Origin of the sequence: Psychrobacter sp. ANT_WB68 (assembly GCF_008369115.1) — a bacterium.
Lineage (GTDB): Bacteria > Pseudomonadota > Gammaproteobacteria > Pseudomonadales > Moraxellaceae > Psychrobacter.
This window is the reverse complement of record NZ_VOAZ01000005.1, coordinates 81872-94948: the sequence shown is the minus strand read 5'-3', so window position 1 is coordinate 94948 and position 13077 is coordinate 81872. Positions and strand designations below refer to the sequence as shown.

The window sequence follows — 13077 nt, the reverse complement described above, 5'->3', positions numbered from 1 at the left end:
AAAATAAGCTCATATAATATAAGAGGTGGCGTATATGACAACTCCTAATAATCAGCCCTCTGCTCATGAGAAGCACAAATTAACCAAACGACCCAAAGCAAAAGAGTCACTGTCGTTTGCGACTTGGGTATTGTTGATCATCAGCTTTAGCTTATTAATCTATGCCATCTACACGATTAAAACGCGAATATCGAATTCAGATATGGATAGAGCGGCTAGGGTGCCACAAAGTAGCTTAATGCAAACTGGCAATGTGACGCAAAATGAGTTGGAAATCCGTTTGTTGAAAATAGACAGCTAGTATTTTTTATCAAAACTATCAGCGGCCCTGTTTGAGCAGCACTGTTTTTTAAATTTACTACAGTTTTTAAACTCAACGCTATCTTTTAAATTCAGCAATCACTAACTGGCGTGCTGCTTTATGTTCGACCATCGGTACTGGGTAATCAATGTCAGCAAACTTTCCACCTTTTGTTAATGCCTGTCGCATCTTATCCTCGCTGTGCAAGATGCTGGCAGGTACTTCCTTCAGCTCAGGCAGCCATGCCTTGATAAATTCGCCATCGCTATCATGGGTCTTTGCTTGGCTAAAGGGATTCATAATACGGAAGTAGGGAGCAGAATCCGTGCCTGTAGATGCGCTCCATTGCCAACCACCGTTATTGGAAGCAAAATCTCCATCTATCAACTGCTGTATAAAGTAGCGCTCGCCTAAGCGCCAATCAAGCAGTAAGTCCTTGCTTAAAAACATCGCTGTGACCATCCGCAAGCGATTGTGCATAAAGCCGGTCGTATTCAGACATCGCATTGCCGCATCCACTAATGGCACGCCAGTCATACCAGTACACCATGCATGAAAATCATCATTATCATACGACCAATTAATCTTGCTATCAGTCTCTTCTTTATAAGCTTTGTGACGGATAAGTGCGGGCTTATCTACTAGCACATGACGATAAAAATCTCGCCAAGCCAACTCGCTTATCCAATGATTGATATCGTTATTGTCAGAGTTATTAAGAGTGTCTCTATCATTACCGTGTCGTTTTTCTGCTGCTTCGCTCGCTTGTAGATAACAAAGTCTCGGACTAATCGCTCCAATGGTAAGATAGGCTGATAGCTGACTGGTGGCTTGTAAACTTGGCACATCGCGGCTTATATCGTAGTTATCGATATCATCAGCAATAAATTCCTTTAAACGCTGGCAAGCAGCATCTTCACCAGCAGGGTAAGCAGTCCGAGCATGGTCAAGCTGTGCCTTACTATCAATATGACTGAGTTGGGCGTTGTTTGCTAATAACTGCTGATAATCCTTAACCACTTTTTGGCTTAATGCTTCTATCGTATTGACCGTCTGTTTTGAGCTTTCTATATTGGCATTATTGTGATGGATGGCTGCTGCCTCATGCATTTGCATGCTACTAACATCTAAGGTATGCCGCCATTTCTTGTAAAATGGCGTAAATACTTGATACATGCTATCGCCATCGTTGGTGGTAATGCTTTGCGGCGGTAAGATACATTGGTCATGCCAGCGCACAAACGCAATATTATTTTTCGCCAGTTGCTTGGTTAGCTGCTTATCGCGGTCAATCTCATTGCCTTCATACTCGTGATTGGCCATGATGGTGCTGATATTATTTGCGGCACATAGCGCGTCTAACGACTCTACGCAGTCAGAAAATCTTGCGCAGACCTGCACGTTTAAGGTGATGTTTAATTGTTGGTGCAGATTTTTTGCGAGGATAGGTAAGGTGCGGGCGATATGATCAAGCTGTGTGAGCGACATATCATGTGCGTGCCATTGCTCAGGCGTCATAAAGAAAATAGCACTTACTAATGCGTTATTCTCATTTGCACGCTCGCAAAGCGCTGCCAATGCCGTATTATCATGAACTCGCAGGTCACGACGGAACCACATTAAATAATGAGCTGGGTTTATGCTCGTCGTATTATTGCTAGCAGTGTGATGAGGCGTTTCCGCGACCGTTTTAGACATTCTACTATTCCTATATTAATCAATCGCAATCATAAACAAAACTGTGAATAAAAGTATGCTAGGATAAGTTTTTGGATGCAATGGATTTGCCATTCAATTAACAAATCATCATATTTGCTTTTTAGCGTTGGTAATGAGTATTTATTGTCCGCTATGTTAGTCAAGCCAATTTATCAACGTCATATTTAGTGTTATATATAAGGTCACATTATGCAGGTTAAGTTTTGTGGTTTTACCCAGCCTAGTGATATTAAAATTGCTGCTCAGTTGGGTGTCGATGCCGTTGGCTTGGTGTTTTATCCACCGAGTCCGCGCGCTGTTACTATCGAGCAGGCGCAATTGCTAAGTGCTTCTTTGCCAGCTTTTATAAGTGTCGTGGCATTGGTGGTAAATATGCCGCGAGCAGAACTGATTGAACTGGCAAACCGTGTCTCTTTTGATATCATTCAATTCCACGGTGATGAAACGCCCGAGCAGTGTCAGCAGCTGGCAAGTGCGGTCAATAAGCGCTGGATAAAAGCGTTGCGTATCAATACGGAACAGCACACCGCTGCTAGCGTAAGCGCCGAAATTAATGAGTTTGCCGCAGCTGGAGCGAACAGTATATTGTTAGATGCTTACCATCCGAATAAGTATGGCGGTACTGGGGCACGATTTGATTGGAATCTATTACCGCAAGACAGCTCGTTACCTATTATCTTAGCGGGTGGGCTTGACGCCGATAATGTCGCTGCTACTTTAGAGCTGCCTATTTATGCCGTTGACGTTAGCGGCGGGATTGAGTCTGACAAAGGCAAAAAAGACGCTGCCAAAATGCGCGCCTTTATGAAAGCGGTAAAACGTGACCGATGGCAAAATGAGACGCTTGGCGAACCTTCGAATATCAGTAGCTAGTTTGATATCGATCAACTAGCTCATTACTTGAAAAATTATCCCCCATATTTATTCTAAAAAATACCACTTATTATAGTAGGAATTATCATGAGTCATGTCGCGAGCAAAGATGTATCTACCGCTGCTAAAGCCATCAATACCTTTACCAACCCAGAAAACGTACAAGACTTTAACCAATATCCTGATGCGCGTGGACATTTCGGCGTTCATGGCGGTCGTTTTGTTTCTGAAACGCTGATGGCAGCATTAGAGGAGCTAGAGGCGCTGTATACCAAGGTAAAAGCCGATCCGGCGTTTTGGGAAGAGTATCATAACGATTTGGTTAATTATGTCGGTCGTCCAACACCGCTTTATCATGCCAAGCGTTTGAGTGATGAGATAGGCGGTGCGCAGATTTATTTTAAACGTGAAGATCTAAACCATACGGGCGCCCATAAGGTGAATAACACCATCGGGCAGGCGCTACTTGCCAAAATGAGTGGTAAAAAACGTATTATTGCGGAAACTGGAGCAGGGCAACATGGTGTTGCGACGGCGACGATTGCTGCGCGCTTAGGGTTAGAATGTATCGTTTATATGGGCGCTGATGATGTCGAGCGCCAAAAGATGAACGTCTACCGTATGCGTTTGCTAGGTGCAACTGTCGTGCCTGTTACCTCGGGTTCGCGTACGCTTAAAGACGCGATGAATGAAGCCATGCGCGACTGGGTCACCAATGTGGATAGTACTTATTACATCATCGGCACTGTTGCAGGCCCGCATCCTTATCCGCTATTGGTACGTGATTTCCAAGCGATTATTGGTAAAGAAGCGCGCATTCAGCATTTGCAAATGACTGGCAAATTACCAGATGCCCTAGTCGCTTGTGTCGGTGGTGGCTCAAACGCTATTGGTCTGTTCTTTGATTTCTTAAACGACACTGAAGTCAAAATGTATGGTGTTGAAGCGACAGGCGACGGTATTGAAACCGGTCGTCATTCCGCACCATTAGCTGCTGGTCGTATCGGCGTGCTACATGGTAACCGTACGTATTTGATGGCGGATGATGAAGGTCAAATTCAAGAGACGCATTCTATCTCGGCAGGTCTTGATTATCCTGGTGTTGGTCCTGAGCATAGCTTCTTAAAAGATATGAAGCGCGTTGAATATGTGGGTTGTACCGATAAAGAGTCATTAGAAGCTTTCCATGAAGCCACCCGTAAAGAAGGTATTATCCCTGCGCTCGAGTCTGCTCATGCAGTCGCCTATGCGCTTAAACTGGCTAAAACCATGACCCCTGATCAGACCATTATCGTCAATATGTCAGGTCGTGGTGATAAGGATTTGCATTCAGTGATGAAGGCGGAAGGGATTGAGTTGTAGCTGCTATTGTTTTAGTAGTAATTGAATGACTCCTTATAAGAAAAATGACTTAGTACTCTTTATTTTGTAAGAATTTTCTAATGAATGTTATTTATCAAATAAAGAGTCGAAAGTTCAGCTAATAATAATTAAGAGACCACTATGACCCGAATTGAAAGCACTTTTGAGACTTTGAAAGCCCAAAATAAAAAAGCCCTGATTCCTTATGTGATGGCAGGCGATCCAACACCTAATAGCTTTGTTGGTTTGTTACACGACTTAGTCAAACATGGCGCGGATATGATTGAGGTTGGCTTGCCGTTTTCTGACCCAATGGCAGATGGTCCAACGGTCGCATTGGCTGGAGAGCGAGCATTAGCAGCAGGTACCAGTACGCGTGATGCATTAAAAATGGTCGCAGAGTTCCGTCAGCAAGACACGCAGACGCCGATTATCCTCATGGGTTATCTTAATCCCGTTGAAATCATTGGTTATGATAGCTTTGTCGCCTTATGTGAGCAATCAGGCGTTGATGGCATTTTGATGGTTGATTTGCCGCCAGCAGAAGCGGGTAGCTTTACTCAGCATTTAACTGAGCATGCGATGAATGAGATTTTCTTATTATCGCCAACTACTTTGCCTGAGCGCCGTGAGCAAGTGCTGACTCATTGTGGTGGCTATATTTATTATGTGTCTTTAAAAGGTGTCACTGGCTCAGCAACGCTAGATACTGATGATGTTGCCACCCAAGTGCAGGCAATTAAAGCGGAGACAGATTTGCCAGTATGTGTGGGTTTTGGTATTCGTGATGCAGCGTCCGCCAAAGCGATTGGTAAGCATGCCGATGGTATTATTGTTGGTAGTGCGCTGGTGCAGAACTTCGCTGATATAGATGCAAGCGACGCCTCTGCGGTGGCGGGTGCTCAGCAAAAAATCATGGCGAAAATGGACGAGCTACGCGGCGCACTCGATAGTTTGACGGTCTAATATTATATCGAAGGTATTGGCATCAAAGTGTGAATGGCTTAGCAACGTCATTGTCTTATTATTCGTAAGAGGGTCGATAGCGGTTTTATAGTAAGGTTTATCACAACTTTTATAACAATGTTTATAAAGACACCGTCAAATGACTTTGCTAAAGTTAGTTTACGTGTGTAAACTAACATCACATATAAATTGTTACAGTTGCGCGTAAGCGTGCTTTATAGCTGCTCATGTTATGAAGGTATGTAACTTTTAGACTGATTCTTATAAAACGACTCTTAGGGACAAGTAAACGAGCCAACTTGTCGATAAGCCTTTGATAATGGCGAATACTATGACTGATACGATAATAAAACCTGATATGACTACTCCTAACAATGCTAATACTGCTGGGCAATCATGGTTTAATCGTCCGATACCGGGCATTAAGCAACAACTGACTGCGCCTTTGACAGCGGTAGAGACCGAACCGTCAACCAAGTGTAGTAGCTGTCACTCTATGATTACCAATACGGCGCTGATTTTTAATTGTTACGTCTGCCCGCATTGTGATCATCATTTACCGATGAGTGCTCGTGAGCGCTTAAAATGGTTGCTCGATCAAGTAGATGGTGAGCTAGGACAAGAGTTTATTGCCAAAGATCCATTGAGCTTTGTCGATAGTAAGCCGTATCCGCAGCGCATGACGGAAGCACAAGAAAAGACAGGTGAGTCTGAGGCGCTGATTGTGATGTACGGCAAACTGCGCAATCTCGACATCGTAACCTGTGCGTTTGACTTCCGCTTTATGGGTGGCTCTATGGGGTCAGTGGTTGGTGACCGTTTTGTGCAAGCGGCCGAAAAAGCCCTTGAAGATAAAGTACCCTTGGTTTGTTTTGCTGCCTCAGGCGGTGCGCGTATGCAAGAGGGTCTGCTATCATTGATGCAAATGGCACGAACTGCCGCAGCGATTGAACGTTTGAGAATTGCTGGCATACCGTATATTGTGGTATTGACCAATCCTGTCTATGGCGGAGTGACGGCATCGCTTGCTATGCTAGGTGATATCCATTTAGCAGAACCAAAAGCCATGATTGGCTTTGCTGGCAAGCGCGTGATTGAACAAACCGTCCGTGAAACACTAGAAGAGCCATTCCAGCGCGCTGAATTCTTGTTAGAGCACGGCGTGGTTGATGAGGTAGTCCATCGTCATCAGTTGATTGATACCATCTATCGCTTGCTAGCAAAGCTATGCCGCGTACCTAATGTTGATGCTTAATATACTGAGCTACTCGACAAATAGGTGATTGAATTTATCACTGCGTACTATTTAGTAGCATGCTAAATTCTGCCAATTATATAAAGCTAACGAATAGCATTTATCGTCAATGACGGTAAATGCTATTTTTGCTTTTTGGTCAGGTAGTTATATACTGTCCTTATTTTTTAAATGAATATTTTCTAATTGACTATTTTAATATAGGTTCTTTCCATGTCTGACTCTTTAGTTTCTAAGCCTAATACTCCCACTACACATTCTAGTTTGAGCGAATGGCTCGATTATATGCAGCAGATTCATGTCTCGGCGATAGATATGGGATTGTCACGAGTATTGCCGGTTGCTGAGGCGTTAGGTGTGGTACAGTCAGCTAAAGATGATGCTTATGTCTTTACTGTGGCAGGTACTAATGGTAAAGGTTCGACAACCGCTGTCATTGCGCAGATGTGTCAAGCGGCAGGTTATAAGACCGCCTTGTATCAATCACCGCATCTGAGTGTATTTAACGAGCGGGTGCGCATCAATGGCGAGATGGTCAGCGATGAGACTTTAATCAATGCGTTTAGCAAAGTAGAAGTAGCGCGATTACAGTGTGGTCTAACCTTATCTTTTTTTGAGATGACGACACTTGCCGCATTGTTGATATTTGCCGAAGCGGATTGTGATGTCTGGGTATTAGAAGTTGGGCTAGGCGGGCGCTTGGATGTGGTCAATATCATCGATCCTGATATGGCGGTGATTACCAATATTGCCATCGATCATGTCGATTGGCTGGGGGATAATGTCGAAGATATTGGGCGTGAGAAAGCAGGTATCTTACGAGAAGGTATCAGCTTAATTTATGGCGCTAAAGCGATGCCAGCTAGTGTGCAGCAAGTTATCGATATGCATCGGGCAACCTGTTATCAAGCTGGAAAAGACTTTGACTATTGTGAAGTGGATACGGACGTTTGGCAATATAGTAATGCGGCTGTCACCATGGAGCTACCACGCCCAGCGCTGTCATTGACCAATACTGCTAATGCCTTATCTGCGGTACTGGCAAGTTCATTAAATGTCGACAGCAATGCTATTAGGCAGGCATTACAGACGGTCAAGCTCGCCGGTCGTTTTGATTATCGTGAGACGCATAATCGCCATTGGTTGTTCGATGTAGCCCACAATGAACAAGGTGTCGAGTTTTTATTGGCGCAATTATTACCGCTTTGGCAGCAGCATTTAGTGAAGCAAAATAGTTCCGAACAAGTAACTAGTAAACCTGCCAGTATTAAAATGCTATTTTCCATGTTGGGCGATAAAGATATCAATAAAGTCGTGCAGCGTTTGACCGAAGCGGGCTTGCCCATTAGTGATTGGTATATCGCTGAGATTGATTATCCACGGGCGGCGAGCACTGAGCATTTGAAAAGTATCTTATCAAGCTATGTTGATAGTGCGCAAATACACGAGTTTGAACGTTTATCAGAAGCGACTGATGCTGTGATAAACGCCAGCCAGCCAGAGGATTTAATCGTGGTATGTGGCTCTTTTCATACGATCGGTGAGGCACTAGCGGCACTTGATACTGATAATTTAAGTTAAAATCCTACTTATTTAATGTTAATCTTAGTAGTGGCATGATGGCAGACAGTATGAAGAATATACTTTATAATCAAAGTGATTTAGCACATTGCTACACAATGCTATGAACAGCTCGGCATAATATTTAAAAATGTATGGACGTAACCGGCGGCAATGGCAACTATCAAGACTATTTATTAAAGCTAGCTAAGTATAGTTTTGAGGCGACAGTTGTGCCGCTCAATCAACCTTATTACCAACTAAGAGACGTAAACGGATGAACTTTTCGAGACAAGCCTTATTGGGCATTGGGATGATTATTGGCGGTAGCGTGATGCTATACGCCATGGTGCAACAAATTGGTGATAGCAATAAACCACAACCAGCGTCAGCGATGATAGATAAGCCAAGCCCCGCACAAGAATCTCCTCAGCCATTAACGACGGATATCGAGACTGAAAAGCGGATCTTGGCACAAAAACAAAAAGAGCGCGCTGCTCGTGTTGCCGAACAAGAAAAGCGCGCCCAGCAGTTCTTAACCGAACAAGAAGCTGCTGAGGCCCAAGCATTGGCAAAAGCCCGTGCGGAAAGCCAGCAGTATATGGCCAGTAGCGCACCAGCTACTGAAGAGAGTGATAAATTCGACGCGGAAAAAAATGAGGCTACAACGCCAATAAAAAAGACTAGCGCTGCTGCGTCAGCTGAAAGCGAGACAAACACTGGCGACCAGCAAAAAGCTGCCCAAGCGCAAAAAGAGGCTCAAAGGCAAGCGGCGATTAAAGAGCAGGCTGCCGCTAAGAAGTTAGCAGACAGTAAAAAGGAAGCTGAGGCAAAAAAGCAGGTTGATGCTAAGAAACAAGAGCAAGCTGCGGCTGAGAAAAAACGAGAGGCAGCAGAAGCGGCTAAAAGTGAGCCGCCTAAGTCGCCCTCTGATTATCAAGTCAAAAGAGGAGATGGGCTGATTAAACTGGCGCGGCAATACAATATGCCAGTGGAAGTCTTGGCACAAGCGAATAACCTTTCACCGTCGACAGCGCTACAACTGGGTCAAAGTATTACCATTCCATCGCGTAAGCAGGTGGAGCGTTTGGCACGTGAAGCAGCCGCCGCTGAGCAGGCGCGCGAAGACAAGCGTCAAAAAGAAGAAGCTTTAGCTAAGAAGTCAGCGGATGCGAAGCGTGAAGCGCAGCAGAAACTCAGCGAAGCCCGTAAGGAAGTAAAAGAAACGGATGCTAAAGGTAGCTTTGGCGTGCAAGTGGCCTTGGCAAATGACCAAGCTAAAGCGGATGAATTAGCAAAGAAGTTACAATCTGCAGGCTATCAAGTCAAGACCAGTCCGACCAGTCGCGGTGTGCGCGTCATCGTTGGTCCTGAACGTGGTAAAGTGGCGGCATTGGCGTTAAAAGATAAGATTAATAGCGATCCCAAAGTTAATACCACGAGTGCTTGGGTCTTATACTGGCGTTAAAATAGTACCTATATTGCGACAACCAAATTACTATTATGGCTAAATAAACAGCACAAGCTTAATTAGGATTCTTTGTATTTTCTGGTTCTAGCTGACTTTATTCAAACACGACATCTATTGTCGTGTTTTTTGTTTTAATGTTTGTCCATTTGCTCATACTTAGTTACGATGAGCGCCGCTCTTTCCTGCTTCTCTTTGTATAACCTGTCAGCCTATAAAGGCTGCCCTGTCGCGGTCGGATATGTGTCGTCATTTAAGTTAATGATACCATGACACATAGCTGACTGCTTTCATTATGTATAAGGTAAAACCATGTCATTTGGCGTTATATTTTTAATACTGGCGGTTGGGTTTGTAGGGCTGATTACCCTGCCAAAACTGTTTTCTGACAAACAAGTCACTGAACCTGAGCCGCCACCTGTGCGCGGTGATGAGCTGGCTATTTGGCCATTCGCACCCATGCCTATCATGACGGACACTGAAGTAATATTTTTCAAAAAATTGAAAAATGCCTTGCCAGAATATCATGTTTTTGTCCAAGTTCAGCTGTCACGCATCATCGAAGCCAATAGCAATGAAACCTCCGAACGCAGTTTTTGGTTTAATCGCATTTGTCGCCAAAGCGTCGACTATGTCATCGTTGATGTCGATGCACAGACAACCTTGATTGCCATCGAGCTTGATGATTGGACACATAGTAGTAAAGCGCGTCAAAAGGCCGATGATAAAAAAGATAAAGCGCTTGCCAGTGCGGGCATTGCCATCGTTCGCTTTCACGCCGAGCGTATGCCGAGTGCCGATATGCTGCGATATGAGCTGATGCAGGTGATTGAGAGTTATTAAGATTATAATAAAAGCTTAAAGTTAATCTTCTGCTTGGTCGGGTTTTTTAGGATAAATGACGATTGGTCTATTACCTTCAAAGTATAGTCCTGTTTTTAAGATACCATTTTCAGACGTTACAAGTGGTAACTGGCGACCATCATAGAAGTCGCGCTTGCTAAACCATTCTATATAGTGAGCGGCGCGCAATGCGGCTATATCAATCGTCGCAAGCGTTGCGCTATCGGTCTTATCACACCATTCGTGCATGGGGAAGCTGGATGTTAACCAATGAGGAGAGACGAAGCAAGTGATGCTCATTGGTAAGAAAAACCGCCCTTTTATCACGCCATAGCGCTTATCAATTTTCACCTTTCCATGATTTTTAGTATCCACCCAAACGCTACAAAACTGCTTGGTTTGCATGTGGGTCATTTTGCGCTGTAGATTGTCATTGGAATTGATACCAACCCAATTGATCGGCTCAAAAGGTGGGGAACCCATAAAAAACTTAATCGCCAATTCCCAATGTTCCATTAGGTGTTCTTTATGATTGTATAAAATCAAATCTAGCTCACCAATCGTCTGCTTGCCATTGTATAACTGCACGTTATTAGCCAGTATCTCATACGGATGCAACTTGCGTGCAAAGCCATCCTCTAGCCAAAATGACAATAAACCTTCAAAGTGAAAACCTAAGCGATTAGGGCTAGGGCGCTTTAATAAGTAGCGGGTCAGCGCCTGATAGTCATTGGTGGTATCCAGCTCTTTTAAACGCTGCTGATATCCCTCAAATTGCTGTTGCCAAAAGCTTGCACTATGTACCGACACTGTATGGGTGTTTTGGTGCGGTGCAACATCTAACCACTCTGTCAAGACGTTAGGGCAGGCAAGTACGTAGGCCAAATCACGTACGTAAGGTCGCCGGTAAGTTTCCCAAGGTGCATGAGTTGCGAGAGTTTCGGTGCGTGGAGTCTTAAGCTCAGACATAGGTCAAACCAAAGTAAACATACAGTATTTACCCTAGCGTTTCACTGGCTGAAAGTCTATAGGCAATCGTAATATGTTAAGATTGTAATTATCTGGCAGTATGTATTTTGCCGACTATTCAATAACAATGAGGGTTAAAAAATGAAATATCTTTTGCAAATAGACTTTCCTTATAGCGGACCTTTTAGCAGTGCGTTCTTTGACGCCATGAAAGAGCTTGCTGAAGACATCGCCACTGAAAATGGTCTGGTCTATAAACTATGGACAGAAAACGAAGAGACGCAAGAAGCGGGCGGTATTTATGTGTTTGACAATTTAGAGGATGCTAATAGATATTTAGAGAAGCATACCAAAAGACTGACTTCATTTGGTTTCAAAGACATTAAATCTAAAGTATTTATCATTAATGAAGCACTAAGTGCGATTACCAAAGCGTCTTTGTAATACTGAATGAAGAATAATTAAATATAAAAAAGCCAACCATTGAAAACAATGATTGGCTTTTCTGTATTACTACTATGTTTGGTCGGAACGGCAGGAAGTAAAGTAGAGTCTGTACGCATTGTATTATATAGGTTTTATAATATTAAATATTGACGATACCAACAATAATACCAACAATCGTTTTTTGATTTTGCTGTTATTCAATGTTCACCCCATCAACTAAATATTATCTTGTAATTGTTTGCACTGTCTGTCAGTTCAACATGATTATAAGAGTGTTATTTGATCAGAACTTAATATGCGCGATTGAAATAGCTATTTGGGGTCGTGCAATATCGCATACAATTCGCGCAAATATCATGTATTTCAACTTATAAACCGCAAGCTAATTAATATTATTTAAGCTAGTAAACATCCGAAAGTTTATAACGGCTATAGCTTTTAGCCGTGTTGATAGGACTTTTTTAAATCTAATTGATTGAAGTCCATAATAGCGCGGCGAAAATCTAGTGAGTAAGTCATGGTCTTTATGATAACAATTGGGTTTGATAATTAGTTTATAACACTTTTAAATGGGCTTGGTTATAGTATAGAAAAATTATATTTTTAACGGATTTTTGTTTGCTTTTTTATATTTTCGTGATATTATTTTAAATAATGAGTTTAGCTTCTACTTTGTGTGGTTTATTATGAATAGAATTTTTGGACAACTTTATAATAAAAAAAACTCACAAACACATCCCAACTCAGATTATTTTTTTTTCCAAGTTTTAAATGATTTCTCACCCTTACCATACTTTTACTGGTGGGGAAATTTTTTATTTGTCATTTTCTATTATTTTGCTTTTAACATATTTAACTTAAATACAAAAATTACATTTTTATCAAAGAACAATAATCTTTCTAAGACAAATTACGTAATTAATGATAGTTTCACATTTTTTATAATATTTACGATTATAGCATTATCTTCTTTTACCGTCTTTAAAGGTCTAAATAATCATACCAAAAATAAAATACGAGATGGCAAAAAATGGGCTCAAACAGGAGAGTTTAGTGTTTCTTCAATGGAACTTCAAAGTTTAAGAAGACCGATGGGATTATTGTTGTTTTTTGTCTATCTAGCGATTCCATTCTTACTATTTAGGGATTTACCTCTAAAAGAATTTTGGCAAAACTTCATAAGTAATAGTTTAGGAAATTTTTTATTTTTAGAAGTAATATATATCAGTATTTTAACTATCTTCACAGCATACTTAATTTCTAAAGAGTTCTGAAATGTCTTGTATAGTCGTTTCAAAATAAAAGTGTTATGAC

Annotated in this window: 12 protein-coding genes; 10 read left to right on the top strand and 2 right to left on the bottom strand. The window is 42.3% G+C overall.

Going from position 1 to position 13077, the window contains the following annotated elements; translation table 11 throughout:
* The first annotated feature begins 34 nt into the window (after positions 1-34).
* Positions 35-301 (top strand): hypothetical protein, encoded by a 267-nt coding sequence (locus FQ084_RS12545; RefSeq protein WP_149490958.1) that lies wholly within the window; start codon positions 35-37, stop codon positions 299-301.
* A 78-nt stretch (positions 302-379) separates the two neighbouring features.
* On the opposite strand, the gene FQ084_RS12540 is transcribed toward FQ084_RS12545, so the two are convergent.
* The gene (locus tag FQ084_RS12540; protein ID WP_149490957.1) at positions 380-1999 is read right to left on the bottom strand and encodes a cryptochrome/photolyase family protein; all 1620 of its coding nucleotides are present in this window, start codon (positions 1997-1999) and stop codon (positions 380-382) included.
* A 210-nt stretch (positions 2000-2209) separates the two neighbouring features.
* Here FQ084_RS12540 and FQ084_RS12535 point away from each other — a divergent pair, with 210 nt between their 5' ends.
* The 7 genes from FQ084_RS12535 (at position 2210) to FQ084_RS12505 (ending at position 10347) form a co-directional block, all read left to right on the top strand.
* Positions 2210-2893: a phosphoribosylanthranilate isomerase gene (locus FQ084_RS12535; RefSeq protein WP_188032968.1), complete on the top strand. Its 684-nt coding sequence runs from the start codon at positions 2210-2212 to the stop codon at positions 2891-2893.
* Between the two features lie 87 nt (positions 2894-2980).
* Positions 2981-4255 (top strand): tryptophan synthase subunit beta, encoded by a 1275-nt coding sequence (trpB, locus tag FQ084_RS12530; RefSeq protein WP_262880786.1) that lies wholly within the window; start codon positions 2981-2983, stop codon positions 4253-4255.
* A 141-nt stretch (positions 4256-4396) separates the two neighbouring features.
* A complete protein-coding gene (trpA, locus tag FQ084_RS12525; RefSeq protein ID WP_149490955.1) occupies positions 4397-5221 on the top strand; it encodes a tryptophan synthase subunit alpha in 825 nt (274 codons plus the stop codon).
* Between the two features lie 358 nt (positions 5222-5579).
* On the top strand, positions 5580-6476 hold the full coding sequence (gene accD, locus FQ084_RS12520; RefSeq protein ID WP_149491003.1) for an acetyl-CoA carboxylase, carboxyltransferase subunit beta: 897 nt from the start codon (positions 5580-5582) through the stop codon (positions 6474-6476).
* Between the two features lie 213 nt (positions 6477-6689).
* Entirely contained in the window at positions 6690-8057 is a 1368-nt protein-coding gene (gene folC / locus FQ084_RS12515; RefSeq protein ID WP_149490954.1) for a bifunctional tetrahydrofolate synthase/dihydrofolate synthase, read from the top strand.
* A gap of 256 nt (positions 8058-8313) precedes the next feature.
* A complete protein-coding gene (locus tag FQ084_RS12510) occupies positions 8314-9504 on the top strand; it encodes a LysM peptidoglycan-binding domain-containing protein (RefSeq protein ID WP_149490953.1) in 1191 nt (396 codons plus the stop codon).
* A gap of 312 nt (positions 9505-9816) precedes the next feature.
* Positions 9817-10347: a DUF2726 domain-containing protein gene (locus FQ084_RS12505; RefSeq protein WP_149490952.1), complete on the top strand. Its 531-nt coding sequence runs from the start codon at positions 9817-9819 to the stop codon at positions 10345-10347.
* Positions 10348-10368: 21 nt separating this feature from the next.
* Here FQ084_RS12505 and FQ084_RS12500 read toward each other — a convergent pair whose 3' ends face one another.
* The gene (locus FQ084_RS12500) at positions 10369-11316 is read right to left on the bottom strand and encodes a DUF1853 family protein (RefSeq protein WP_149490951.1); all 948 of its coding nucleotides are present in this window, start codon (positions 11314-11316) and stop codon (positions 10369-10371) included.
* 141 nt (positions 11317-11457) lie between these two features.
* Between FQ084_RS12500 and FQ084_RS12495 the strand changes: the two genes are divergently transcribed.
* Complete coding sequence (locus tag FQ084_RS12495; RefSeq protein ID WP_149490950.1) at positions 11458-11760, top strand: monooxygenase; 303 nt, start codon at positions 11458-11460, stop codon at positions 11758-11760.
* A gap of 689 nt (positions 11761-12449) precedes the next feature.
* Positions 12450-13037 carry a hypothetical protein gene (locus tag FQ084_RS12490; protein ID WP_149490949.1) on the top strand — a complete coding sequence of 196 codons (588 nt, stop codon included), beginning with the start codon at positions 12450-12452 and terminating at the stop codon, positions 13035-13037.
* Positions 13038-13077 lie beyond the last annotated feature (40 nt).

Excerpts from the sequence above, each read along its gene's own strand:
- FQ084_RS12545 (WP_149490958.1), top strand. The coding sequence starts at position 35 with ATGACAACTCCTAATAATCAGCCCTCTGCTCATGAGAAGCACAAATTA.
- FQ084_RS12540 (WP_149490957.1), bottom strand. The coding sequence starts at position 1,999 with ATGTCTAAAACGGTCGCGGAAACGCCTCATCACACTGCTAGCAATAAT.
- FQ084_RS12535 (WP_188032968.1), top strand. The coding sequence starts at position 2,210 with ATGCAGGTTAAGTTTTGTGGTTTTACCCAGCCTAGTGATATTAAAATT.
- trpB (WP_262880786.1), top strand. The coding sequence starts at position 2,981 with ATGAGTCATGTCGCGAGCAAAGATGTATCTACCGCTGCTAAAGCCATC.
- trpA (WP_149490955.1), top strand. The coding sequence starts at position 4,397 with ATGACCCGAATTGAAAGCACTTTTGAGACTTTGAAAGCCCAAAATAAA.
- accD (WP_149491003.1), top strand. The coding sequence starts at position 5,580 with ATGACTACTCCTAACAATGCTAATACTGCTGGGCAATCATGGTTTAAT.
- folC (WP_149490954.1), top strand. The coding sequence starts at position 6,690 with ATGTCTGACTCTTTAGTTTCTAAGCCTAATACTCCCACTACACATTCT.
- FQ084_RS12510 (WP_149490953.1), top strand. The coding sequence starts at position 8,314 with ATGAACTTTTCGAGACAAGCCTTATTGGGCATTGGGATGATTATTGGC.
- FQ084_RS12505 (WP_149490952.1), top strand. The coding sequence starts at position 9,817 with ATGTCATTTGGCGTTATATTTTTAATACTGGCGGTTGGGTTTGTAGGG.
- FQ084_RS12500 (WP_149490951.1), bottom strand. The coding sequence starts at position 11,316 with ATGTCTGAGCTTAAGACTCCACGCACCGAAACTCTCGCAACTCATGCA.
- FQ084_RS12495 (WP_149490950.1), top strand. The coding sequence starts at position 11,458 with ATGAAATATCTTTTGCAAATAGACTTTCCTTATAGCGGACCTTTTAGC.
- FQ084_RS12490 (WP_149490949.1), top strand. The coding sequence starts at position 12,450 with ATGAATAGAATTTTTGGACAACTTTATAATAAAAAAAACTCACAAACA.